Consider the following 23,606-nt stretch of genomic DNA (forward strand, 5'->3'; position numbering starts at 1 on the left):
CGTAAAAAGCCGCAACACTGTATCGGCCTTATGTCGCCATCGGCTGGATTTGAAAGGCTATGTAAGCCCCTTCCGCCTCGATACAGAGTGATACAATCGGCCACAGCCGCCGCCGGCCTGCCTGTATGGCAATGTATCGGCAAGCCAGCCGGATACGGCAGGATGCGGATCGAGGGCGGCGGAGACATATCGGGCAAACATGGCATCGCCAAAGACGGGGCACCGGCAGGAGGGCTGCCGTGAAATGAATGGAGTTGCCCCATGTCTTCAAACAAGATGTCTTCAAACAATTCGTCTTCTTCGAGCAATTTGCCTTCGCATGATTTCAACACGTCCCGACGCGGTTTGCTGAAATCGGCCGCCGCAGCGGCGCTCGTCGGCCTGATCCCCACCGCCTTGCACGCGGCGGAAGCCGGCAACGATATCAGGTCCTTCAAGATTGCCATTGCCGAGGAGGACATCGTCGATCTGCGCCGGCGCTTGAGCGCCACGCGCTGGCCCGAAGAGACGGTGTCCGACTTCTCGCAAGGGGTGACACTGGCAAGGCTGAAGCCGCTGGTCGCCTATTGGGCGGAATCCTATGATTGGCGCAAGGTCGAGGCCAGGCTCAACGCGCTGCCGATGTTCGTGACCGAAATCGACGGCCTCGACATCCACTTCATCCATATCCGCTCGCCACATGCCAAGGCGATGCCGATGATCATGACCCATGGCTGGCCGGGCTCGATCCTCGAATTCATGAAGGTGATGGATCCGCTGGTCGATCCCACCAGATATGGCGGCAAGGCCGAGGACGCCTTCCATCTGGTGGTGCCCTCGATCCCCGGCTTCGGCTTCTCGGGCAAGCCGACGGCCAAGGGCTGGGGCTCCGACCATATCGGCCGCGCCTGGGGCGCGCTGATGCGGCGTCTCGGCTATGAGCGTTATGTGTCGCAGGGCGGCGACTGCGGCTCGGTGATCTCCCACCGCATGGCGCTGCAGAAGGTGCCCGGCCTGATCGGCATCCACGTCAACATGCCGGGGACCGTGCCCGAGGAGATCGCCGCGATCCTGACGGCGGGTGGCTCGGCGCCGGCAAGTCTCACGCCGGACGAGCGCCGGGCCTTCGATGCCCTCGACCTCTTCTACAAGGACAGTTCGGGCTATGCGACCATGATGGTCACACGGCCGCAGACCATCGGCTATTCCCTGGTGGGTTCACCTGTGGGCATGGCCGCCTGGATGTATGAGAAATTCGCGACCTGGACCTATAGCGGCGGCGATCCGGAGAAGGTGCTGACCAAGGATGAGATGCTCGACGACATCTCCCTGTACTGGCTGACCCAGACGGGCGCTTCGGCGGCGCGCATCTATTGGGAGGACCACTCCAACAATTTCAATGCCGTCGACATTGCCGAACTGCCCGTCGCGGTGACGGTGTTCCCGGGCGAGATCTATCGGGCGCCCCGGAGCTGGGCGGAGCGCTGCTATCACAACCTCGTCTATTTCAGCGAGGCCGGGAATGGCGGTCACTTCGCGGCCTGGGAGCAGCCGGAGCTGTTCGTGCAGGAAGTCCGTGCCGCCTTCAGGTCGCTGCGCTGAGCTAGTCCTACCGGCGCTCGCCCCTCCGGGCGGGTGCCCATCCCCAGTGCCCGTGCAAGTGGGGTTGGGATGTTTGCCTCACGACCAGGAAACGGCGCGGCTCAAGGCATCTCATAGGCGGTCGGCGGCTCGAACAACCCGCCCCGGCGAATTTCCAGGGCTCGGCCGATGCGCAAGGCCAGGGCTTCCTCGAAGCGCGGCACCGCGATCTGCAGGGCGGTCGGCAGGCCTGTTCCGACCAGGCCTGCCGGAACGCTGAGGGCGGCCATGTCCATCAGGTTGACGAAGCGCGTAAAGGTGCCGAGCGGGGTCTTGCTTTCGTCGATCTCGGCAAGCGGCGGCGGCAGGATCGGCGCCGTGGGCGTCAGCAGCGCATCCGCGCCCTCCAGATAACCGGCGAACTCGATCTGTGCGGCACGCCGCTGCTCCAGCAGGTTCTGGTAGCGGGCGCCGTCGATCTCCTTGCCCTTGAGGATGCGCGATCGCACGTCCGGATGGACCAGGCCGTCGTCCGGCCCGGCATAGCGGCCGAGATGATGCCAGGATTCGGCCGACATCAGCTCGCCGGTCAGCGTCATATAGGCTTCCGGCGCCCGGGGCATCGCCTTTTCCCGAATGTCCGCGCCGAGGGCCGCGAGGTCGGCGAGCGCAGCCCGGAACCGCTCGAGCACCAGCGGCTCGACACCGGCAAGGTCGGACGCCGCGGGGACGCGCAGGCGAAGCCCGGCTAGATCATGCTCCGATGCGCTCGACAGGGCGACCGGCGGTGCGCCGAATGTCGCCGGATCGAGCGGATCCCGCCCGGCCATGGCGGCGAAGAGGAGGGCAGCATCCTCGACCGAACGGGTGAGAGGGCCGACGCTGTCGAACGAGGGGGCGAGGGTCAGCAGGCCACCGCGCCCGATCCGGCCGACGGTGGTCTTCAAGCCGACGATGCCGCACATCGCGGCCGGGTTGCGGATGGAGCCGCCGGTATCAGTGCCGAGCGCCGCCGGGACGAGGCCGGCGGCAACCGCCACGCCCGATCCGCTGGAGGAACCGCCGGGCGCCCGGGGCAGGCCCGGATCTCGCGGGTTGAGTGGCGTGCCCGTGACGTGGTTGGTGCCCCAGCCGCCGAAGGCGAATTCGACGGTCTGGACCTTGCCCACGAGCACCATGCCAGCCTCGGCCAGCCGCGTCACGGCGTTGGCCGTTACAGCCTGGGGTTCGGCACCCAGCGCCCTGGAGCCGGCCCTCGTCGGCCAGCCTTTGACGTGGAACAGGTCCTTGGCGGCATAGGGGACACCGTCGAGAAAGCCCCGCGCCTCCCCGCGGCGGCGGCGCTGGTCGGATGCGATGGCAGCCTGCAGCGCCTCTTCCGCGAAAACGGCGACAAATGAACGAAGCGCGCCGTCATGGGCGGCGATGCGCTCCAGCGCGCGACGTGTGATCGCCTCGGAGGTAACACGGCCCTCCGCCAGCAGGCGGCCGAGCTCGGCGGCTGTTGCGAATGCGGAAATGCTGTCTGCGCCCACGTCGGTCTCCTCATCGGATTCGGCCAAGCAAAGCATGGAGCGGCCCGACAAGGGAAGACCAAGATGCCGGCGTCCTCGGGACCGGTCCGATCGGAGCTTCGGCAAAGACGGCGCTCCCGGCGTTTACGGGACGAGCAGCAGCTTGCCGGTGGTCTTGCGGCTTTCCATGTCCGCATGGGCCTTGGCTGCGTCCGCCAGTGGATACTCGCCGCCGACCCGAACCTCGAGCTTGCCCTCGGCCAGCCAGTCGAACAATTGGGTCGAGCGCCTGCGCAGCAGTTCGGGCGTGTGGATATGATCGAAAAAGACGGCGTAGCCGATCTTGATGCTCCTCGGCAGGCTCATGATGTCGAGCGGGCCGGGGCCGCCCAGAACCGGGCCATACCAGCAGAACGTGCCGGACCGGCGCACTATGTCGAGCGAGCCCTGGAAAGTAGTGGGACCCGAACCGTCATAGACGACAGAGACGCCTTCTCCCTTGGTCAGACGCAGGACATCCTCGGCAAACCGCCCTTCGGCGTCGACGATCACATGGTCGGCCCCGGCTGCCTTGGCCATGGCCACTTTGCCCGGTGTCGAAACCCGCCCGATGACGTGGCCACCCCGCAGCTTGATGATCTGTGTCAGTAGCAACCCCACGCCACCGGCCGCTGCGTGGACGAAAGCAGTGTCGCCGGGCTGGACCGGATAGAAGTCGGTGGCGAAGTGACTGGCCGTGAGCCCCTGCATCATGATCGCAGCGGCCGTTCGGTCATCGATCGCGTCTGGTACAGGCACCAGCGCGCCGGCCGGGATCGCGATCCGCTCCGCATAGCTGCCCGGTGCATAGACCCAGGCGACGCGCTGGCCCGGCTTGAAGTCCGCGACACCATCACCCCATGCCAGGACGCGGCCGACGCCTTCCACGCCCAGAATCTTGGGATCTGGGACCTCTGTCCAGGCCATGCCCTGCCTGACACCGATATCCATGAAGTTGACGCCGGCAAAGGCGACCTCGATCAGGACTTCGCCGGGACGCGGTGCCGGCTCGGCGCGCTCGACATGGCTCAGCCTGTCGCTTCCGCCGATTCCGTTCATGACGACGGCTTTCATTGATTGACTCCTATATTGAATGACCGTTCCTGAATTGTGCAAAAAAAGACTTAGCGCAGAGCCCTCAAGGCCATGTCGGCCAGGCTGGCCAGAATCCCATGGTCGGCGCCGCTGCGCCCGGCGATACGAATGCCGGCGATGCTGGCGATCAGAAACTCGGCCGTTCTTTCCGGATCGAGACCGGCGGCCACATCGCCTTCGCGTTGCGCGTCGCGGACCCGGCCGGCAAGGACGCCGCCCAGGCTTCTGGCCAAGGAAGCGTTGATCTCGGCGAGATCGGCACGGGAAGCGCCGAACTCGCAGACCGAGCCGGTGCCGAGGCAGGACTGGTCGGCGCTGTCGACCACCCGGCGCAGCATCGCCTTGATGCCGTCCATGCCGCGCGCGCCACTCCGCAGGGCATCGAAATGGGCGGAGCATTCTCCCAGCCCATAGCGGCGCACCGCCGAGCAATAGAGCTGCCACTTGTCGCCGAAGGCGGCATAGAGGCTTTGCCGGCCGATGCCCATGGCGTCAACGAGCATCTGGGCCGAGCTGCCCTCGAACCCATGTTCCCTGAACACGCCAATCGCGGCGTCGAGCGCGGCGTCGGTGTCGAATTCCCGTAGTCTTGCCATATCGATGGTCTAAATATTCGGGAACGAATGTTCAAGAAAAATTTTGAAGGGATGCACTTCTTTCACCGCCATATCGATGCCCGGCCGTCTCGATACAGGGAGCTGTGCGTTCCGGACGGCCGGATGGCGGTTGGAGCAGAAGCCGTCATCCGAAGGTGAAGGCATAGGCTTCGACGCCGGGGTCGAGGAAGCGGACCTCGAAGGTCCGCGCCGACACCCCGCCGGACTGGCGCACGAGCTGGTAGAGCCGCGTTTCTCTGACCAGGCCGTTTCCTTGCGCATCGATATCGGCTCCGTGGTCGGGGCCGGGCGCCTTGCCGTCGACGGTGACCTGGAAGCGGACGGGCTTGCCGGCAGCGCCGGGACCGAGCACCAGGTGCAGGTCGCGGGCGCTGAAGCGATAAGCGATGCCACCGCCCGCCTTGTCGAGAACCGCTTTTTCCGGACCGACGGTCCAGGTGCCCGACAGGCCCCATTGGTTCAGGCCGGGATCCGCCACCGAATAGTCACGTGACGCGTCAGGCGACACGCGCTCGGCCGAGGCGAAATTATCGTCGCGGCTGTAGCCGAGATAGGTCTCCTGCGAACCGAGATTGCCGAGGTCGGGACTGGCCTCCGCTCCCTTCGCCGCGGGCGCGACCGCCTCTTTCGCCAGCCCGTCCCTGCCGGCTTCCCGCAGCAGGTCCTGGATCGCCTGTTCGGTCTGGCGGTAATTGCCCTCGCCGAATTGGTGGTAGCGGATCTGGCCCCCGGCATCGATCAGGTAGAAGGCCGGCCAATAGCTGTTCTGGAAGGCGCGCCAGATGCGATAGTCGTTATCGACAGCCACGGGATAGCCAATACCGAAATCCTGGACCGCCTGCCTGACATTGTCGAGCTTCTTTTCGAAGGCGAATTCGGGGGCGTGAACGCCGATCACCACCAGGCCCTGATCCTTGTACCTGTCCGCCCAGGCGCGGATATAGGGCGTGGTGCGGATGCAGTTGATGCAGGAATAGGTCCAGAAATCGACCAGCACCACCTTGCCGCGCAATTGCTCCGTGCTGAGCGGCGGCGAGTTGAGCCAGGCAACGGCGCCGTCGAGCGAGGGAGCCTGACCCTCGACGGGAAGATCGCTGCGGAAGGGTGTCTGTGCCTTGGCGCTCGCGATCAGCATGCCGCGGGAGGCGAGGCTGGACGCCATGGCGGTTCGCGGATCCACATGCAGCCTGTCGAGGATGGCCTGCTCGATGGTTACCGTGCCGGCATAGGAGAGCCGCGCCAGCACGCCGGTGTCCAAGCCTAGGGCAACGGTGCCGACGCCAAAGAGCACTGCCACGCCCAGACCCTGCCGAATGCGCTCGCCGATGCCGAGCGAATGCTTCATGGCGGCAAGGAGCCTGCCGCCCACCAGAAGGGCGCCGGCCAGCGAGGTGGCGGCACCGGCCGCATAGGCGAGCAACAGCAGCGTCGTTTCGACATTGGCGCCCTGCAGGGCCGCGCCGGTCAGCACCAGGCCAAGGATCGGGCCGGCGCAGGGCGCCCAGAGCAGGCCTGTCGCCACACCGAGGACGAGCGAGCTGGCGGCCGTCCGCTTGCCTGAGGCCGCCGAAGCGCTGTGCAGCCGGTTGCCGAACTCGACGATCGGTTGGGTGATCGCGTTGGCGACGCGCGGCGAGATCAGGCTCAGGCCGAAGAGGGCCAGAAGCGCGATCGCAGCCAGGCGCGTGAACTCATTGGCCTGGATGGCCCAGCTCCCACCGACAGCCGCCAGTGTCGCAACCAGTGCGAAACTGCCGGCCATGCCGGCAAGCATGGGCAGCCTGCCGCAGAGGAAAGGCAGCCCGGTTCCGGCGAAGACGAAGGGGAGAATAGGCAGGATGCAGGGGCTGAGAATGGTCAGCACGCCGCCGAAATAGGCAATGGCTAGAAGAACCATCATTGTCTCCTGTGCAACGGAGTGCCGGACCCACGATGGCAGGGAGGGCCGACGAGCAAGGAGGCTGATGTGGCGTGCGCGCGTATCGTGAATGTGTCCGAGGCCTTGGGCGATTGTACCGGCGTGTAGGCCGGGGCTTGGATGGCGACACGACGACACAAAATCCGAGAAGTGACCGATAGAGCCTCGATTGTATCGGAACGTATCCGCGCCCGCCGGATCCTACATCCATATGCAATGAGCACCGGCAAGGGACACATCCAGGATACATCGCGTTGGCCTAATTTCGTATTGCCGTGGCCCTGATTTCTGCTTCTCGTATGAGACTTCCAGCACCCAAAAGCGTTTGGCGATTTGATGGCGTCACCAGGAATCGCCGAGACGCTCCAGCCAATCCGATGGATTGGCTTGGAAACAACGAATTGGCGCAATGCGCGTTTTCAACAAAACGCGCATTGCTCTAGAAGACGTTGCTCTAGAAGACATGGTGTTGCGATGTAATACCCGGCTCGAATGCGTCGGCATTTTCGAGCGCAGGTATGAGTGACTGGCGCAAGCAGGAAGTTCAGGCATGGAACATGTCGACCACGTATTGATTGTCGATGACGACAGCGAAATTCGCGATCTGGTATCGAGCTATCTGAAGAAGAACGGCCTTCGTGCCTCGGCCGCTGCCGATGGACGCCAGATGCGCAGTTTCCTCGACGCCAATACGGTCGACCTGATCGTGCTCGACGTGATGATGCCGGGCCAGGATGGCCTCGTGCTCTGCCGCGAATTGCGGGCCGGAAAGCATAAGGCGATACCGATCCTGATGCTGACGGCCCGCAGCGACGAGATGGACCGCATCATCGGCTTGGAAATGGGTGCCGATGACTATCTGCCCAAGCCCTTCGCCGCCCGCGAACTGCTGGCACGCATCAACGCCGTCCTGCGGCGAACCCGCATGCTGCCGCCCAATCTGCAGATCAGCGAGGCCGGCCAGCTTCTGACTTTCGGCGAGTGGCGGCTGGACACCGTCGGCCGCCATCTCCTCGACAGGCAGGGCACGGAAATCGCGCTGAGCGGGGCCGAGTATCGGTTGCTGCGCGTCTTCATCGACCATCCCCAGCGCGTCCTCAACCGCGATCAACTCCTGAACCTCACGCAAGGCCGCGATGCCGACCTGTTCGACCGCTCGATCGACCTGCTGGTCAGTCGTCTGCGCCAGCGACTCGGCGATGACGCGCGCGAGCCGACCTACATCAAGACCGTACGCAGCGAAGGCTATGTTCTCTCCGTTCCCGTGGAGATCTCGGAGCCCCGACCATGATGGTGGACGGCGCGTTCCGCCCGCTGTGGTGGCCCAAGAGCCTTCGCGCCCGATTGTTTTTGATCCTGCTTGCAGGCCTGGCGATAGCCTATGGCCTGTCGTTCGGTGTCCTCTACGCCGAACGCTATATGTCGGCGAAGGCGCTGATGCTGCGCACGCTGGAAAACGATGTAGCGACCTCGATCGCCGTTCTCGACCGGACGCCGGCGAGCGAAAGGCCTGAGTTGCTGGATTGGCTGAGCCGCGGCAACTACAACCTCGCGCTGGGGCCGGGCCTTCCCGGTGTGCCCAACACCTCCACCCATGGCCAGGAGATCGCGGCCAAACTGGAGAGTGCAGCCGGTTCCCGTTTCCCCCTGCGCATCGAAGCCATACCGGGTGAGGGCAACCGCCTGCAGGCCCATCTGACCTTGAGCGACGGTAGCCCCCTGACCATCGAGATCACGCCGCGCGGCGTCATGCCGATCGCAGACTGGCTTCCTTACGTGCTGATGCTGCAGATGGCGCTCCTTCTGTTCTGTACCTGGTTTGCCGTCAGGCAGGCCATCCGCCCGCTCGGTGAACTCGCGGCGGCGGCCGACGCCCTCGATCCCAATGCGAAAAGCATCCCGCTCAGCGAGGCCGGCCCGAGCGAAGTCGCCCATGCGGCCCGAGCCTTCAATGCAATGCTTGAGCGCATCGCTCACTATCTCGAAGAGCGTGTCCAGATTCTCGCCGCGATCTCCCATGACCTGCAAACCCCGATCACCCGCATGCGCCTGCGCGCCGACATGGCCGATGAGTCAGTGGAAAAGGACAAGCTGGTGCGGGATCTTCGCGAAATCGAACGTCTGGTCCAGGACGGCATCGCCTATGCGCGCAGCTCGCACAGCAGCGGCGAGAAAGCGGCGCGCATCGACCTTGTCTCCTTCATCGACAGCATTGCTTACGACTATCAAGATACCGGAAAGGCCGTTATGGTGGTTGGCTGTGTCGACGGCGTCGCATCGACCAAGCCGCATGCGCTGCGGCGCATCCTCTCGAACTTCATCGACAATGCGCTGAAATTTGCCGGTGCCGCCGAGATTGGCGTGGAGCGCAGATCCGAGGGCAACATTGTCATCACGGTGATGGATCGCGGGCCCGGCATCCCGGAAGACATGTTGAAGGCTGCCATGCAGCCCTTCTTCCGGCTGGAACAGTCCCGCAATCGCGAGACCGGTGGCACAGGCCTCGGCCTTGCCATCGCCCAGCAACTGGCCGGCACCATCGGCGGTGCGGTCCGGCTCTATAATCGCGACGGCGGGGGGCTGGCGGCGGAAGTCATCATCCGCTGACTGCCGGAGCATTCTCCAAGGCTTTCCGACCTTGCGGTATGCCTGCATGTCGATCTCCCCGGAAACTACCGTTTGTTACACTTCCGGGGTTTTCGGAAACATGGCGGACAAACGCCCCCTTCAAGACACTCCGGTCTTTCCGATGCCGCAGGTGGCGGTATCGACAACCCAAGATGGACAGGAGTGTATCATGACCAAGATCGACAAGGTTCTCTATACCGGCCGGACCCACACCACCGGCGGCCGTGACGGGGCTGCACGCAGCGAGGATGCCCGGCTCGACATCAAGCTGTCGCCTCCCGGCAGCAGCCAGCCGGGCACCAATCCTGAGCAGTTGTTCGCGGCGGGCTGGTCGGCCTGCTTCATCGGCGCCATGGGCCTTGCGGCTGGCAAGCGCAAGCTGAAGCTCCCGACCGATACGGCTGTCGATGCTGAGGTTGATCTCGGCACCACCGAGGGCGCCTATTTCCTGCAGGCGCGCCTGAAGGTCAGCCTGCCCGGCCTCGATCGCGAGCTCGCGCAGGCCATCATCGAGGAAGCTCACCAGACCTGCCCCTATTCGAAGGCGACGCGTGGCAACATCGATGTGGAGCTCTCCCTCGTCTGAGGAAGCGAGCTTACCGTCACGTTGCGTCTTCCACACCCAACCGAGAGGGCGTGGCATCGCCGCGCCCAGCGAGGCTTCCAATGAAACGGTTCATGATTTGCATTCTGGGCCTGGCGATCCTGGCGGCCTCCTGCGTCTATGAGCCCAACTCCCGGGAGCCGTCATCCCTTGCCGGGCTACTGGCTCTCACGGGGGAGCTGCCCCCCGATCTGCCGCGATGACCGGCAAGAACCACAGGGACGGGCTGAGCCAACAGGCGTTCAGCCGTTTGCGTGCAGGATTTCCAGGTTGGGCAGCCCCCAACACTGGGCGTTCATATCCTGGGCCATGATGCCGAGGCCTTCGGTTTCGATCTCTCCCTGTCCCCAGATCGGATGCTGGGGACGGATCCTCGGATTGCTGCGGCCGTAGAGAAAAGGCGGAAAGATCAGGCCGTCACGATGCAGGTCCGCCTTGACCAGCAGCATCGTTCCACCGACCGCGTCCAGACGGACGGCTTCGCTCTCCCGCAGGTCGCACAGCATCTTGGTGCCATGCTCCCGCCAGCCATTCTGGTCGAAGGTCGGCCCGCCCGGCCTGGTCACGCAGTGGGGGTGCACGATCTCGAATCCCGTCGCCATCAGGCGGCGCAGGACGTCGGGCGGATAGTCGACGAGATCGACATCGAGCCAGAGAACCCACTCTTCGTCGCGCAGGGACCGGAACAGAAGTTGATTGCGGGCCCGCGCCAGAATCTGGCGGCGCAGGAGCTGAATCTGGGGTGCCCAGCGATGCACGCCCGTTGGAATCTTGAAACCATGGTCGCGTTTGAACAGCGACAGGCGTCTTGCGCGCGCCGACAAGCCTGGCTTGAGTTCCTGGAGCTTGTCCCAGGTACCGTCCACGCTGTCACCTTCGAGGAGACCGATGCTCAAGCGCGATTTCGGCCAATCCAGCCTGTCGAGCAGGCCGAGATAGCGGTCGAGGTGCGGAACGGCATCCTTGACGGGCGTGAGCACGAGCACGGACGGACAGGCGCTTCGCGCCGAGGTCGTGCCTTTGGATCGGACTGCCACTTTGAAACTCTCCTAAACGGCTTCAGCCTGGGCGTGTTCTATCAGCCCTTGGGACTGCAAATCCGCCAGGCAGCCTTCCACTTCCGCCGTCGGGACATAGGGCAATTCGAAATGCTTCTGCAGGAATTCTGCCATCGCCGCGACGGTATTTCTTCCGTCGCACAGTTCGAACAATATAGCCGCCGTAATATTGATGAAATGGACCTTGTCGCGCCCCCGGTCATAGACGACATAGCCGTCGGGCAGTTCGTTGCTCTCAAGGTCGATACTTTGCCTGAAAAGCTGTCTTGTATCGTCGCTCATATCCAAAGGTCTTACCGAAAATAGATCACCATGCCTTGCGTCGACACTATCCGCGCAATTCCGGCCGACGCCGCATTGGTATGATGATAGCGACGAAACTGCGCCCGCGATAGGGAGCAACAATTCCTTCCGTGACCGGACGCGCATCGACGCTGGATGGCAGACCGGTTCTACATCCCCCAAGGACTGTCATGAGTATCGCCGCGTTGCCGACAGGTGGTAGAAGCCATGTTTGCATGGTTTGTCTTTCCAGGCGCCTCGGCGCAGACATATCGTCCAGACCCGGCCGGTGTGAGCATCGTTGCAGATTATCAAAGAAGAGCGCCGTAACCTTCTTCACATCGATCTCGTCAGGGTGCAGATAAGAGAAGCCGCTCCGGCATCCGCTGCAGGCGGTTGAGATTCGGCAGCCCGCTGTGAATGAGGCTCGGGATATGGTGAGGCATCGTCTTGAGTCTTTGACGGCCTTAGTGCTTGCTGGCCGCATAATGAATTGAAGATGGAGTCGAGTTTGCCCTCTAGCGTTTCGCAGCCGGTCGTTGCTCCCCTCTCGCGTTCAGCCATTTTCCTGGTGGTGACGGTCAAGCCCGGCGGGGAGCCGGAGGCGGCGGTCCGGGCGTTGTGCGCGGATCTGTCGGGGCTTTTGCGGGCGGTGGGGTTCCGGGATCTGGAGGGGCGGCTGTCCTGTGTGATGGGCTTCGGCTCGGATCTATGGGACCGGCTGTTCGGAGCGCCCCGGCCGAAGGATCTGCATCCCTTTCGCGAGATCCGCGGCGTCCATCATGCGGTCTCGACCCCGGGGGACATCCTGTTTCACATCCGCGCCCGGCGCATGGACCTTTGCTTCGAACTGGCGACGCAGATCATGGCGCGGATCGGGCACGCCGTCGCCGGCAGCGACGAGGTTCATGGCTTCAAATATTTCGACGACCGCGACCTGATCGGCTTCGTCGACGGTACCGAGAACCCGGTCGACCAGGCGGCGGTGGATGCCACCCTCATCGGCGAGGAGGACGGCGCCTTCGCCGGTGGAAGCTATGTGATCGTGCAGAAATATCTGCATGATCTGACCGGATGGAACCAGGTGCCCGTCGAGCAGCAGGAGAAGATCATCGGGCGCGCCAAGCTGTCCGACATCGAGCAGGACGATGCGCTCAAGGCGCCGTACGCGCATAACGTCCTGACCTCGATCGAGGAGAATGGCGAGGCGTTGGAGATCCTGCGCGACAACATGCCGTTTGGCGACGTCGGCAAGGGCGAGTTCGGCACCTATTTCATCGGCTACGCCCGCTCGCCCAGCCGGATCGAGCAGATGCTGGAGAACATGTTCGTCGGCCGGCCGCCGGGCAATTACGACCGGCTGCTCGATTTCAGTCGGGCGGTGACCGGCTCCTTGTTCTTCGTGCCGTCGGCGACGTTCCTGGACGATGTGGCGGCCGATGCTGCCGCGCCGGCGACGGCCGAACCGGTCCCCGCAGATATCGAGCCTACGCAAAGCCCTGGTTCGCGGCCGGCTGGCGGTGACGGCTCGCTCGGTATTGGATCGCTCAAGAAGGAAGCAGGCCATGAATAATCTTCATCGGGAGCTGGCACCGATCTCCGACGGCGCCTGGGCGCAGATCGAGGAGGAGGCGACGCGCACCCTCAAGCGCCATCTGGCCGGCCGGCGCGTGGTGGACGTCGAGGGCCCGCAGGGCTTGGCGACATCGGCGGTGGGAACCGGTCATATCCTTCCGCTTGCAGGGCCGGACGAGGGGGTCCAAGCCGCCCAGCGGGAGGTGAAGGCCTTGGTGGAACTGCGTGTTCCCTTCGAGCTGGCACGCCAGGCCATCGACGATGTGGAGCGTGGTGCGGCGGATTCGGACTGGTCGCCGGTGAAGGAAGCGGCGCGCAAGCTCGCCTTTGCCGAGGATCGCGCGGTCTTCGATGGCTTTGCCGCGGCCGGGATCGAGGGCATCCGTCAGGGCCTCTCCAATCCGGCCCTGATGCTTCCGGCCCAGGTGAAAAGCTATCCGGACATCGTCGCACAGGCAGTGAGCCAGTTGCGGCTGGCGGGGGTGGATGGGCCCTATGCGCTCGTCCTGGGAGCCGATGCCTATACGGCTGCCACCGGCGGCAGCGACGACGGCTATCCGGTCTTCGAGCATGTCGAGCGCCTGGTGGAGGGGGGAATCATCTGGGCCCCGGCGATCGAGGGCGGGTTGGTGCTGACGACGCGAGGCGGTGATTTCGAATTGTCCGTGGGCCAGGACATCTCGATCGGCTATGCCAGCCATTCGGCGACATCGGTCCAGCTCTACTTCCAGGAAAGCCTGACCTTCCGCCTGCTGACCGCGGAGGCAGCCGTCGCGCTCCTGCCCGCCAAGAAATAGGGCAGGGTCGCCAGTATGAGGCGGGTGCTTTGCCATCGAGCGCGCTGAGAGCGCCGCGATCGGAGGCACTCGGCCTTTTTCGGCGCGGTCAATCGAGTCCGATGCGGCCGATTGTCGTTTGAGCTGCGGCCCTCTCAGGCCGACGGTCTGCAGATTTTGGTGACCAGAGCCAGGAAGCCAGTCTGCTCCTCGGGCGTCAAGGTGCGCAGGATCTCTGCCTGAATTGCGACCACCAGAGGCCGCACCTCTTCCAGCAGGGCCTTGCCGCTTGGGGTCAGCGTCAGGATGCGCGCGCGCCGATCCGATGCCTTGACGAGGCGGCGGATCAATTGGCGCGCCTCCAGCCGCGAGACGACATCCCCGATCGTTACCTTGTCCATGTCGACAAGCGTGGCCAGCGTGGCCTGATCGATCTGCGGATTCTCCGCCAGCACGGACAGCACGGCGAATTGAAGCTGGGTCAGATCGAAACCGGCTTCCTGTGTCTTCTGCGTAAAGGTCGCGACGGAAAGCTGATGCAGCCGCCGGATCAGGTGCCCGGGAAGGTGGTGAATGAACGCCATATCCGCTTCCTCGAGCAAAGCGCGTTGAGACGGCAACGCTTGCTTGCTCTAGCTCTTTGGTTCCAAGCCAATCCAACGGATTGGCTAGAGCGTCTTTGCGATTCTTGGCGTGACCGCCACATCGCAAAACGCTTTAGCAGCGCTCCGCATGCGCGACAACCATTGACAAAATCAAATAGTAAGTATACGTACTATTTTCATCGGGAGGAACGACAATGGCCAATGCGATGCAGCCTGAAGACACGCCGGCGTTGCGCCAGCTTTATGCCGACTTCAAGGACCAGCACCTCAATCCGCTCTGGACGCAGCTTGGCGATCTGATGCCGCGCCATCCCCGTCCGAAGGCGGTGCCGCATGTGTGGAAATGGTCGGATCTGTTTCCGCTGGCGCAGGCCTCGGGTGCCCTCGTTCCGGTTGGCCGCGGGGGCGAGCGCCGCGCTATCGGGCTCGCCAATCCCGGCCTCGGTGGCGAGGCCTATGTCTCGCCCACGCTCTGGTGTGCCATCCAGTATCTCGGCCCAAAGGAGACCGCACCCGAACATCGCCATTCGCAAAACGCCTTCCGCTTCGTCGTCGAGGGCGAGGGCGTCTGGACGGTGGTGAATGGCGACCCGGTGCGCATGAGCCGGGGCGATTTCCTGCTGACGCCGGGCTGGAACTTCCATGGCCATCACAATGAGACCGACCAGCCGATGGCCTGGATCGACGGCCTCGACATTCCCTTCTCCTACCAGAACGATGTCGGCTTCTTCGAATTCGGTTCGGAGCGCGTGACCGACTACGCCACGCCGCAGTTCTCGCGCAGCGAGCGGCTGTGGTGCCATCCGGGCCTGCGCCCGCTGTCGGGGTTGCGAAACACCGTTTCCTCGCCCATCGGCGCCTATCGTTGGGACTACACCGACCGAGCGCTCACCGAGCAGTTGCTGCTCGAGGAGGAGGGCCAGCCGGCCACGGTGGAGCAGGGTCACGCGGCGATCCGCTATGTCAACCCGACCACCGGCGGGGACGTGATGCCGACCATCCGCGCCGAATTCCATCGCCTGCGCGAAGGCGTGGAGACGGCGGTGCGGCGGGAAGTCGGTTCCTCGGTGTTCCAGGTCTTCGACGGTCGCGGCGCGGTGGTGATGGGCGGCGTGACGCACAAGCTCGAAAAGGGTGACATCTTCGTGGTTCCTTCCTGGATCGCCTGGTCACTGCAGGCCGAAACCCGGTTCGACCTGTTCCGCTTTTCGGACGCACCCATCATCGAGCGCCTGAATTTTGATCGCACGCTGGTCGAGGACGGGGAGCGATGAGCGACCTCGACGCCGCCCGCCGAGCCCTGCAGGAGCGGCAGGGGCTCGGCGCGCGCTACGATGCGCCGGAAGCGCCGGCGGAAGATCTGCGGCTGGCGCGGCTGGGCACGGCCTATTTCGCCCGCAAGCTTAGCGAGCTCGGGGACGCCGCGCTCTACGCGCCATCCCGCGTTCCCGGCTGGACCCGCGCGCATGTCATCTGCGACGTCGCCTATCAGGCGCGGGCGATCAGCCGGCAGATGGAGGCGGCGACAGCAGGCGAGGCGGTCCCACCCCTTTATGACGACGAGGCAGGGCGGATCGAGGATATCGAGCTCGGCGCCACGCTGCCCGCCCGAGCCCTGCGTCATCTGTTCGACCACGCGGCCGTGCATCTCAACGTGGTCTGGCGCGATCTGCCGGGTGCCGCCTGGGAGGCGCTTGTGGCCGATGTTGAGGGGCACGCACGGCCTTTGCGGGGCACGGCGATGGAACGGGCACGCCGACTTTGGCACGGAGCCCTTGAACTGGACAATGGGGCACGATTGCGCGACCTGCCGCTCGAATTCCGAGCCTGAGGGCAGGCGACATCACAGCAAGGGAAGAATCCGATGACGAGTGCGAACCTGTTTCCCTCGCCCGCCTGGCCGACGGTGCCGGTAAAGGGCGAGGCGGCCGCCTATCCCATTCACCGCATCTTCTGCGTGGGCCGCAACTACGCCGCCCATGCCGCGGAGATGGGCGTCGAGGTGGATCGCGAGGCGCCGTTCTATTTCACCAAATCGGCGCTGACCGCCGAGCAGAGTGGTGCGGTGGTCGCCTATCCGCCCGGCACGTCGAATTTCCACTACGAGATGGAGCTGGTGATTGCCATCGGCGCGCCGGTCTTCAAGGCGGACGTCGCCGCGGCGCAGAAGGCCATCTATGGCTATGCGTGCGGCCTGGACATGACGCGCCGCGATCTCCAGCTCGAAGCGCGTGCCAAGCAGCGCCCCTGGGATCTCGGCAAGGATGTCGAGCAATCCGCCGTGTTCGCCCCCATCACCGGGGTCGCTGATTTCGCCGCCATCGGACCCCAGCGCATCCATCTGGCGGTGAATGGCGAGATCAAGCAGGAGGCCCATCTCAGCGACCTGATCTGGAAGGTGGAAGAGATCGTCAGCCATCTCTCGCACTACTACCATCTCCAGCCCGGCGACCTGATCATGACCGGAACGCCGGCCGGCGTCGGTGCCGTGGTGACCGGTAATGTCATCACCGGCGGCATCGACGGTCTCGACCCGATCGAGCTCACGATCGGGGCAGCGGAATGATCCGCTTTCACGGCTATTTCCGTTCGTCCTCGGCCTATCGCTGCCGCATCGCCTTCAACCTCAAGGGCGTGACCTATGATTTCACGTCGGTGCATCTGCGCCGGGATGGCGGACAGCAGAAGGCGCCGGCCTATCGCGCCCTCAATCCCCAGGCGCTGGTGCCGACACTGGAGGAGGGCGACTTCCGCCTCACCCAGTCGCTTGCCATCATCGAATGGCTTGACGAAACGCAGCCAGGGCTGAAGCTGGTTCCCGAGGATGCGAACCTGCGTGCCGAGGTGCGCGCCTTTGCGCAGGTCATCGCCTGCGATATCCATCCGCTGCAGAACCTTCGCGTTCTCGATTATCTGAAGACCGGCTTCGCTGCCGATCAGGCGGCGCTGGATGGCTGGTGCCAGCGCTGGATCATCGATGGTCTTGCCGCCTGCGAAGCAATACTTGCCCGTCGCGCGCCTTCCACCTTCTGCTTCGGGGAGGCTCCCGGCCTAGCCGATGTCTGCCTGGTGCCTCAGGTCTTCTCGGCCCAGCGCTTCGGCGCCGATCTATCGGCCATGCCGCGCCTCCTGGCTGTTCATGCCGCCTGCGAGGCGCTTCCCGCCTTCGCCGACGCCCATCCGAGGAAGCAGCCCGACTGGGAAGCATGATGGCGCTTCGGCTTCCCCAACTCTACGGCCCCCGGGGCAGGCAAATAATTACGGACTAAATCATCAAAAAAACCGGCGACGCTGCGTAGCATCGCCGGTTTTTCTTCATGCAATGACGGTTTGTTCATACGCATCGGCGGCGCGGGCCAAGGCGGGCCTGCCCAGCATCATGTCGGCTGCCTTTTCCGCGATCATCATCACGACCGCGTTGATGTTGCCGCCCACGAGGTCCGGCATGACCGAGGCATCGGCGATCCTGAGCCCGTCCACGCCGACCAGTCGCAACTGCCCGTCGACGACGCGCCGCGAAGCCTGCGCGGCGCCCATCCGGCAGGTTCCCGCCGGGTGATGCACGGTCACAGACGTCGCGCGGATGAACGCATCCAGCGCGTTGTCGTCCTGGGCGGCAGCGCCCGGCGCGTTTTCCTGGACGATATGGGGTGCCATCGCCGGCTGGTTCATCGTCCTGCGCAGGATGCGCAGCCCCTCGCGCAGCGTGTCGCGGTCGCGCTCCGAGGTCAGGAAGTTCGGCGTGATGTACGGCTTGGCCTCGGGATCGGCTGAGCTGAGCGTGATCGAGCCGGTGCTCTCAGGGCGCAGCAGGGCAACGCGGCAGCCGAAGCCATCCGGCACCGGTCTGGTGAAGGGCGGCAGATAGGGCCGGGCAGGGAAGGGCGCCGCCAGGAACAGGAACTGGACATCGGGGGCTGTCAGGTCCGGCTGCGTCTTGAGGAAGGCGGTCACGCCGATCGGCACGTCTGAAGCAAAGCCGTCCTTGCGCAGCAGCGATTTGAGCATAGCCACGGCGAGGCGGTCATAACGCATTTCGCGCTGGAACAGGCTCGGGCTCTTGCGGCGGTAGGTCGCCATCACCGAAAGATGGTCCTGCAGATTGCTGCCGACGCCGGGGCTGGCAACCTTCACCGTTATGCCATGCCCGGCCAGATGCGTGGGGCCGCCGATACCCGAGAGCATCAGCAGTTTGGGCGAATTGATCACACCGCAGGCCAGGACGACCTCGCGCCGCGCTTGGGCAAATTGGGGGCGACCGCCCTGGCTGAAGTGAATACCGGTGACGCGGCCGTCCGCCATTTCGATGCGATCGGCACGGGCGCTGACGATGACGCGCAGGTTCTTCCGGCCCAGGGCGGGGCGTAGATAGGCGGTCGCGGCGCTGTTGCGTCTGCCAGCGTGGATGGTTTCCTGGACGTAGTCGAAGCCTTCCTGCTGTGCGCCATTGTAGTCCTTCGTCACGGGATAGCCTGCCTGGCGGCCGGCTTCGATGAAATCGCCGAGAATGGCGTCGCGATAGCGGGTCCTTTGCACACGCAGCGGACCCTCGCCGCCGCGATAGGCATCGCCGCCGCCTTCCCAGGTTTCGGAACGGCGGAAATAGGGCAGCACATCGGCATAGGACCAGCCGTCGAGGCCCGATTGCGCCCAGCGGTCATAGTCGCTGCGATGGCCGCGCACATAGGCCATCACATTGATGGAGGACGAGCCGCCGATCACCCGGCCACGGGCGCATTCGATGCCACGGCCGTCGATGCCGGGATCTGGCTCCATGAAATAGCCCCAGTCGTGCAAGCGTTGCGGGAAGATCTTGCCGATGCCGACAGGGATATGGATGAGGGGATCGCGGTCCCATTGCCCGGCCTCGAGCAGCAATACGCTGGCGCCGCCCTCGGTCAGGCGGTGCGCCAGCACGCATCCGGCAGAGCCGCCTCCCACGACGACGAAGTCATAGGTGCCGGCATCCTGGACGGGGGTCACGATGGCCATGTCAGGACGCCGCCTTCAGTTCGGAGGCGGCCGTGGCAGGTCTGTGCGAGAGCCACAGCTTGAAGAAGAGCACGAAGATGCCGCCGATGATGGCCGCGCCGGCGGCGGTAATCATGATCACGCTGGGCAGAGCTCCGATGGCGAGCATCTGGCCGACGAAATAGGGGGCGCAGACCTGCCCGAACCGCCCGACCGCCATGCTCAGGCCGACGCCGGTGGCACGAATGGCGGTGGGATAGACTTCTGCGGCCATGGCGATGGCGCCGGCCGTACCGATGCCGAGGAACAGGCCGACGAGGCCGATGCACAAGGCGGCCGAGGGCACGGACGCTACGCTGTAGCCCAGGCCGACCGTGGCGGCTGCACCGAGGATGAAGGCCGGCACCATGGTCGGGATGATGCCGAACCGCTGGATGCAGCGGCCGGCAATGGCCTGTCCGAAGAAGGCGCCGAGACCGTTGAAGGCAACGACGAAGGCACCGTCCGCTGGCGAGATGCCGTTCATGCCCATCAGGGACGGCGTCCACAGCACGGTGAGGGTCAGCACGCCCATCCCTGTGAAGAAGGGGCCCCAGAGGAGGAGCGTGCCGAGCGCGCGTCCTCCGCGGAAAACCGAGCCGAAGGAGGCCCGTTCGGTCTTGTCGCCGTCGGCCGTCAGCACGGTGCTGTCGGTGACGGTGGCAAGACCCATGCGCCTGAGGATGCGTCGCGCCGCGGCCGTGTCATTGCGGCGTGCGATCAGGAATTTCAGTGATTCCGGCAGCCAAATCGCCAGGATGACGGCAATCGCCAGCGGCAGCATGCCGCCGATATAGAAAATCATCTGCCAGCCGAAATGCTCGATCAGCCGCGAATTGATGAAGGCACCGGCCATCGCCCCGAGCGGGAAGGAGGACCACATCAGTGTCACGCAGGTCGCCCTGTGGCGCTCCGGCGTATATTCGGCAGTCAACGCAATGAAGCAGGGCGTGGCGCCGCCCAGGCCGATGCCAGCGAGGAAACGGCAGAGCATCAAGCTGCTGAAAGACTGGGCGAAGGCGGTGAGCAGGGTAAAGACGCCGATGAGCACCGCGGCGATCAGCAACAGGCGTTTGCGGCCGACCCTGTCCGCGATAGCGCCGAAGCCGATGGCGCCAAGAGCTGCGCCGAGCAGACCGGCCGAGAAGACGGGGCCGAGCTGGGGGATGGTCAGGCCCAGCGATTTGGCGATGAACGGAGCCGCCACGCCGATCGACTGGGTGTCCATGCCGTCGAAGAAGTTGATCAGGCCGCACAGGCCGATCACCGCGATCTGCAGCCCGCTGATCGGCCTTTCGTCGATCAGCCGCGAAACGTTGAGCGAAGGGCTCGCCATGGTCTCGTTTCTCCCCGAATTGCCGGTCTTTATCCGGCAGGGAGCCGACCGGAATCGTTCTTTGAGAATTGCCGAAATCGGGTGGCACCGCCCTGCAAGATCGCCTTCACGACCGATCTGTCCGGTGATGGCTTGGCGAGCCTGCCCAATTCGGTTGGGTTATTTTAGTACGTATACATATATTATGTATACTGTCAATTAAATCGAGAACGCTTTGCTCCATCACGATGGTCGGCGGACGTGGATTAGGAAAGCGCGTTCAGGGGATCGAATTATCGTTATGGAGGCTGACGAGCTCGGTCAGCAAGCGCATCATCGTCGCGCGGCTCTCCGGCGGCAGGGGAGCGAGAAGGCGTTCCTGCACGCGGCGGACGGCCGGCTCGACGTCGCTCAGGAGTTTCTCGCCAGCCGGCGCGAGGTAGAGCAGCTTGGCTCGCTTGTCGCTCGGGCTGGCCCGCCGCCGAATCCATTTCTTCGCCTCAAGACGCTCGAGCACGTCGCCGATGGTGGAGCGATCGAAGGCGATCAGGCTCGAGAGCCGGGTCGCGTCCAGGCCCGGATTGGCGCGTATGGTGAACAGCGCCGCGAACTGCACCGACGTCAGATTGAAGCCATCGCACTCCTCGGCGAAGATGCTGCTCGATATCTGCTGCGCGCGCCGGATCAGGTGTCCCGGCATGCCATAGAGTTCTGTCATCGAAATGCTACCCAATTTCCGCCGGACGATAGTTAAATCATCGGCCAAGGCAAATCAAAGCAGCCTACCAGGCAAGGCCCCGAACGCAGATTGGTAACGGGCGAACGCCAGCCGCCTCGCCAATCCATCCATCGTCCGAACTCGACGTTCGTCAGCTCCCTTTGCGACGTGCCTTCGCCTGCTCGACCCATAGGTCCCAGGGCCGGTGCACTTGCGCCTCGATATTCTGCGCGGCCGTGCGCCCTTCGCCCTCACTGAGATAGGTCACATCGCCAAGACGACTGGCTTCGAGCTGATAGCGGGCATTGAGTTCGGCATAAACAGCCCGGTAGACGGCTTGCGGCAGCGATTGGGCGACGACTGTCGAGCCATGGCCACGCATCAGCACGATGTCGCTGGCGTCGAATTGTTCGGCGAGCGCGCGGCCGAGCGCGTTGTTGCTGATGAGCAAATCGGTGCTGTCGCCGCCCGCATCGCGGATCTCGAAGACGGGGGCAGCCTGGCCGATGAATCCGGCCATGTGGAACAAGGCTCGCAGCCTTGTGGATTTCGACACGCTCAAGGGCACGATCGCGTGTGAGTGGCTGTGGACCACGGCGGTCACGTCGGGGCGGCGGCGATAGATCTCGCCATGGATGAAGCGCTCGAGATAGACCCGTCGTCCCCCGGCATTGACGGCTTCGCCGTCGAGCGTGAATTCGATGATGTCCTCGGCCGCCACCCGTCCCGGCGCCATGTTGCGCGCGAGCAGGAAGCGGTCCGGGCGGCGATCGTGGCGCACGCTGACATGGCCGAAGGCGTCCACGACGCCCTGATCGAACAATATGTGGTTGGCGTTGACCAGGTCCTCGACCAGTGTCGGTGACGGGGCTGCTCCGGCGCCTGCCTGGTCAGCGACGATGACGCCGGCGGCATCCTCGAAAGCGTGGGATTTATCGACACACATGGGTTGGTCCTCGAAGCATTGTTGTGAAGCTGGATCGGTGCGAGGCGGTCAGGCCGCCGCGACAGGTTGTGGGGCCGACGCTACGCCAAGGCCGTTGGCGCCATACAGCCATTGCAGGGCGTCGTACCATTGCTCCTGCGATTTGGCGGCCATGATCTCGTTGCGCAATCGGGCATGGACGCCGGCGGGATGGTAGATGTGATCGCCCACCTCGCGCGACATCAACTGGATGCGGGCGGTGCGGGTCACGCGGCGACGTTGATAGGAGGTGAGCGCGGCTTCGTGATCATCGGGATGGGCGGCGATTTCGTCGGACAGGCAGACCGCGTCTTCCAGCGCCATGCAGGCCCCTTGCGCCATATATTGCAGAGTGGGATGGGCGGCATCGCCGAGGAGCGCGACCCGTCCTTCCGTCCACCTGTCGGTCGGATCGCGGTCGCACAACACCCACAACCTCCAGTCCTTGCCGTGACGGATGATATCCTGCGCCCGCGGATGGACATGCTGGAAGCCGATGAGCACCTCCTCCTGGCTGACCGGCTTGCCGGCAACCGGTTCCGGCGCGTCGTTGTGGTAGGTGACGACGAGGTTGAAGCTTTTCCAGTCCGATAGCGGATAGTGGACGATGTGGCATTTGGGCCCCGCCCAGAGCGTTGCCGCATTCCAGCGCAGGTCTTCCGGCATCTGTTCGGTGGGAATGACGCTTCGATAGGTCGTATGGCCCGTCACCCGGGGCGCGCCGTCGCCGACGAGCTGGGTACGGATGTTCGACCATAGCCCGTCGGCTCCGATCAGCAGGCTGCCGGCGATGCGCTCACCGGTCTGGAGCAGGGCCGTGATGCCGGTTCCGTCCTGTTCGTAGCCGGTCACGGCGCAGCCGGTGCGCAGGTCGATGAGCGGATCGGTGCGGCAGGCATTGACCAGAACCCGGTGCATATCGCCGCGGTGGATGACGGCATAGGGATTGCCGAAGCGCTTCTGGAACGGCTCGGTCAGGTCGATCGAGGCAATCTCCTCGGCCGTCAGCGCGTCCATCATACGCAGGCGGTCGACATAAACCGCCAGTTTGCGCATGGCGTCGCCGACGCCCAGATAGTCGAAGGAGTGGAAGGCGTTCGGGCCGAGCTGGATGCCGGCGCCGATTTCGCCCAGCGCCGGAGCGCGCTCGAGCACGATGCTGGCATGGCCTTTGCGGGCGAGGCCGAGCGCAGCTGCCAGGCCGCCGATTCCCGCGCCGGCAATGACGGTCTTGTGCTGCATTTTCGGTGTCTCCTCTCCATTGGCTTGTTCACTGGAACCGGTGCGGTCCGTACGGCATCGGATGATCGCGCGGCCTTGGGCAGGTG

23 protein-coding genes are annotated in these 23,606 nt (G+C 64.4%); 11 read left to right on the top strand and 12 right to left on the bottom strand.

Annotated features, from left to right (window positions below; all coding sequences use genetic code 11):
- Positions 1–276: 276 nt before the first annotated feature.
- Positions 277–1,581 (top strand): epoxide hydrolase family protein, encoded by a 1,305-nt coding sequence (locus tag AB4037_RS27620; RefSeq protein ID WP_441773722.1) that lies wholly within the window; start codon positions 277–279, stop codon positions 1,579–1,581.
- Positions 1,582–1,682: 101 nt separating this feature from the next.
- On the opposite strand, the gene AB4037_RS27625 is transcribed toward AB4037_RS27620, so the two are convergent.
- From AB4037_RS27625 to AB4037_RS27640, 4 genes are all read right to left on the bottom strand, one after another.
- Positions 1,683–3,095 (bottom strand): amidase, encoded by a 1,413-nt coding sequence (locus AB4037_RS27625; protein ID WP_441773659.1) that lies wholly within the window; start codon positions 3,093–3,095, stop codon positions 1,683–1,685.
- Between the two features lie 123 nt (positions 3,096–3,218).
- Positions 3,219–4,187, bottom strand: coding sequence for a quinone oxidoreductase family protein (locus tag AB4037_RS27630; RefSeq protein ID WP_441773660.1), 969 nt, complete (start codon positions 4,185–4,187; stop codon positions 3,219–3,221).
- A gap of 50 nt (positions 4,188–4,237) precedes the next feature.
- On the bottom strand, positions 4,238–4,804 hold the full coding sequence (locus AB4037_RS27635) for a TetR/AcrR family transcriptional regulator (RefSeq protein ID WP_441773661.1): 567 nt from the start codon (positions 4,802–4,804) through the stop codon (positions 4,238–4,240).
- Between the two features lie 145 nt (positions 4,805–4,949).
- A complete protein-coding gene (locus tag AB4037_RS27640; RefSeq protein ID WP_441773723.1) occupies positions 4,950–6,722 on the bottom strand; it encodes a cytochrome c biogenesis protein DipZ in 1,773 nt (590 codons plus the stop codon).
- A gap of 571 nt (positions 6,723–7,293) precedes the next feature.
- Between AB4037_RS27640 and AB4037_RS27645 the strand changes: the two genes are divergently transcribed.
- From AB4037_RS27645 to AB4037_RS27660, 4 genes are all read left to right on the top strand, one after another.
- On the top strand, positions 7,294–8,034 hold the full coding sequence (locus tag AB4037_RS27645; RefSeq protein ID WP_434960983.1) for a response regulator: 741 nt from the start codon (positions 7,294–7,296) through the stop codon (positions 8,032–8,034).
- Positions 8,031–9,350, top strand: a complete 1,320-nt coding sequence (locus AB4037_RS27650; RefSeq protein ID WP_441773662.1) for a sensor histidine kinase — start codon at positions 8,031–8,033, stop codon at positions 9,348–9,350. The genes AB4037_RS27645 and AB4037_RS27650 overlap by 4 nt, the downstream gene beginning before the upstream one ends.
- A 190-nt stretch (positions 9,351–9,540) precedes the next feature.
- Positions 9,541–9,957, top strand: coding sequence for an organic hydroperoxide resistance protein (locus AB4037_RS27655; RefSeq protein ID WP_441773663.1), 417 nt, complete (start codon positions 9,541–9,543; stop codon positions 9,955–9,957).
- 92 nt (positions 9,958–10,049) lie between these two features.
- Complete coding sequence (locus AB4037_RS27660) at positions 10,050–10,178, top strand: hypothetical protein (protein ID WP_441773664.1); 129 nt, start codon at positions 10,050–10,052, stop codon at positions 10,176–10,178.
- A 39-nt stretch (positions 10,179–10,217) separates the two neighbouring features.
- Here the strand turns inward: AB4037_RS27660 and AB4037_RS27665 are convergent, their stop codons facing one another.
- Positions 10,218–11,012, bottom strand: coding sequence for a hypothetical protein (locus AB4037_RS27665; RefSeq protein WP_441773665.1), 795 nt, complete (start codon positions 11,010–11,012; stop codon positions 10,218–10,220).
- Between the two features lie 12 nt (positions 11,013–11,024).
- Positions 11,025–11,315 carry a PqqD family protein gene (locus AB4037_RS27670; RefSeq protein ID WP_441773666.1) on the bottom strand — a complete coding sequence of 97 codons (291 nt, stop codon included), beginning with the start codon at positions 11,313–11,315 and terminating at the stop codon, positions 11,025–11,027.
- A gap of 499 nt (positions 11,316–11,814) precedes the next feature.
- Between AB4037_RS27670 and AB4037_RS27675 the strand changes: the two genes are divergently transcribed.
- Positions 11,815–12,888 (top strand): Dyp-type peroxidase, encoded by a 1,074-nt coding sequence (locus AB4037_RS27675; protein ID WP_441773667.1) that lies wholly within the window; start codon positions 11,815–11,817, stop codon positions 12,886–12,888.
- Positions 12,881–13,687 (top strand): family 1 encapsulin nanocompartment shell protein, encoded by an 807-nt coding sequence (locus AB4037_RS27680; protein WP_441773668.1) that lies wholly within the window; start codon positions 12,881–12,883, stop codon positions 13,685–13,687. The genes AB4037_RS27675 and AB4037_RS27680 overlap by 8 nt, the downstream gene beginning before the upstream one ends.
- Positions 13,688–13,821: 134 nt before the next feature.
- Here the strand turns inward: AB4037_RS27680 and AB4037_RS27685 are convergent, their stop codons facing one another.
- Positions 13,822–14,250, bottom strand: a complete 429-nt coding sequence (locus tag AB4037_RS27685; protein ID WP_434960977.1) for a MarR family winged helix-turn-helix transcriptional regulator — start codon at positions 14,248–14,250, stop codon at positions 13,822–13,824.
- A 215-nt stretch (positions 14,251–14,465) separates the two neighbouring features.
- Between AB4037_RS27685 and AB4037_RS27690 the strand changes: the two genes are divergently transcribed.
- The 4 genes from AB4037_RS27690 to maiA are packed head-to-tail and all read left to right on the top strand — an operon-like array spanning position 14,466 to position 17,481.
- On the top strand, positions 14,466–15,545 hold the full coding sequence (locus tag AB4037_RS27690) for a cupin domain-containing protein (protein ID WP_434960976.1): 1,080 nt from the start codon (positions 14,466–14,468) through the stop codon (positions 15,543–15,545).
- Positions 15,542–16,102, top strand: coding sequence for a maleylpyruvate isomerase N-terminal domain-containing protein (locus AB4037_RS27695; RefSeq protein ID WP_434960975.1), 561 nt, complete (start codon positions 15,542–15,544; stop codon positions 16,100–16,102). Before AB4037_RS27690 ends, AB4037_RS27695 begins: the two co-directional genes overlap by 4 nt.
- Positions 16,103–16,135: 33 nt before the next feature.
- On the top strand, positions 16,136–16,837 hold the full coding sequence (locus AB4037_RS27700; protein ID WP_434960974.1) for a fumarylacetoacetate hydrolase family protein: 702 nt from the start codon (positions 16,136–16,138) through the stop codon (positions 16,835–16,837).
- Positions 16,834–17,481, top strand: coding sequence for a maleylacetoacetate isomerase (maiA, locus tag AB4037_RS27705; RefSeq protein ID WP_434960973.1), 648 nt, complete (start codon positions 16,834–16,836; stop codon positions 17,479–17,481). Before AB4037_RS27700 ends, maiA begins: the two co-directional genes overlap by 4 nt.
- 105 nt (positions 17,482–17,586) lie before the next feature.
- Here maiA and AB4037_RS27710 read toward each other — a convergent pair whose 3' ends face one another.
- The 5 genes from AB4037_RS27710 to AB4037_RS27730 all read right to left on the bottom strand — a co-directional run bounded on the left by AB4037_RS27710 (position 17,587) and on the right by AB4037_RS27730 (position 23,520).
- Positions 17,587–19,263, bottom strand: a complete 1,677-nt coding sequence (locus tag AB4037_RS27710) for a GMC family oxidoreductase (RefSeq protein WP_441773669.1) — start codon at positions 19,261–19,263, stop codon at positions 17,587–17,589.
- A gap of 1 nt (position 19,264) precedes the next feature.
- Positions 19,265–20,617: an MFS transporter gene (locus tag AB4037_RS27715; RefSeq protein WP_441773670.1), complete on the bottom strand. Its 1,353-nt coding sequence runs from the start codon at positions 20,615–20,617 to the stop codon at positions 19,265–19,267.
- 259 nt (positions 20,618–20,876) lie between these two features.
- Positions 20,877–21,314 (bottom strand): MarR family winged helix-turn-helix transcriptional regulator, encoded by a 438-nt coding sequence (locus AB4037_RS27720; RefSeq protein ID WP_434960970.1) that lies wholly within the window; start codon positions 21,312–21,314, stop codon positions 20,877–20,879.
- A gap of 151 nt (positions 21,315–21,465) precedes the next feature.
- Positions 21,466–22,260, bottom strand: a complete 795-nt coding sequence (locus AB4037_RS27725) for a class II aldolase/adducin family protein (RefSeq protein WP_441773671.1) — start codon at positions 22,258–22,260, stop codon at positions 21,466–21,468.
- 48 nt (positions 22,261–22,308) lie between these two features.
- The gene (locus AB4037_RS27730; protein ID WP_441773672.1) at positions 22,309–23,520 is read right to left on the bottom strand and encodes a 3-hydroxybenzoate 6-monooxygenase; all 1,212 of its coding nucleotides are present in this window, start codon (positions 23,518–23,520) and stop codon (positions 22,309–22,311) included.
- Positions 23,521–23,606: the final 86 nt, after the last annotated feature.

The organism is Labrys sp. KB_33_2, assembly GCF_052114505.1.
In the GTDB taxonomy this organism is placed as follows: Bacteria; Pseudomonadota; Alphaproteobacteria; order Rhizobiales; family Labraceae; genus Labrys.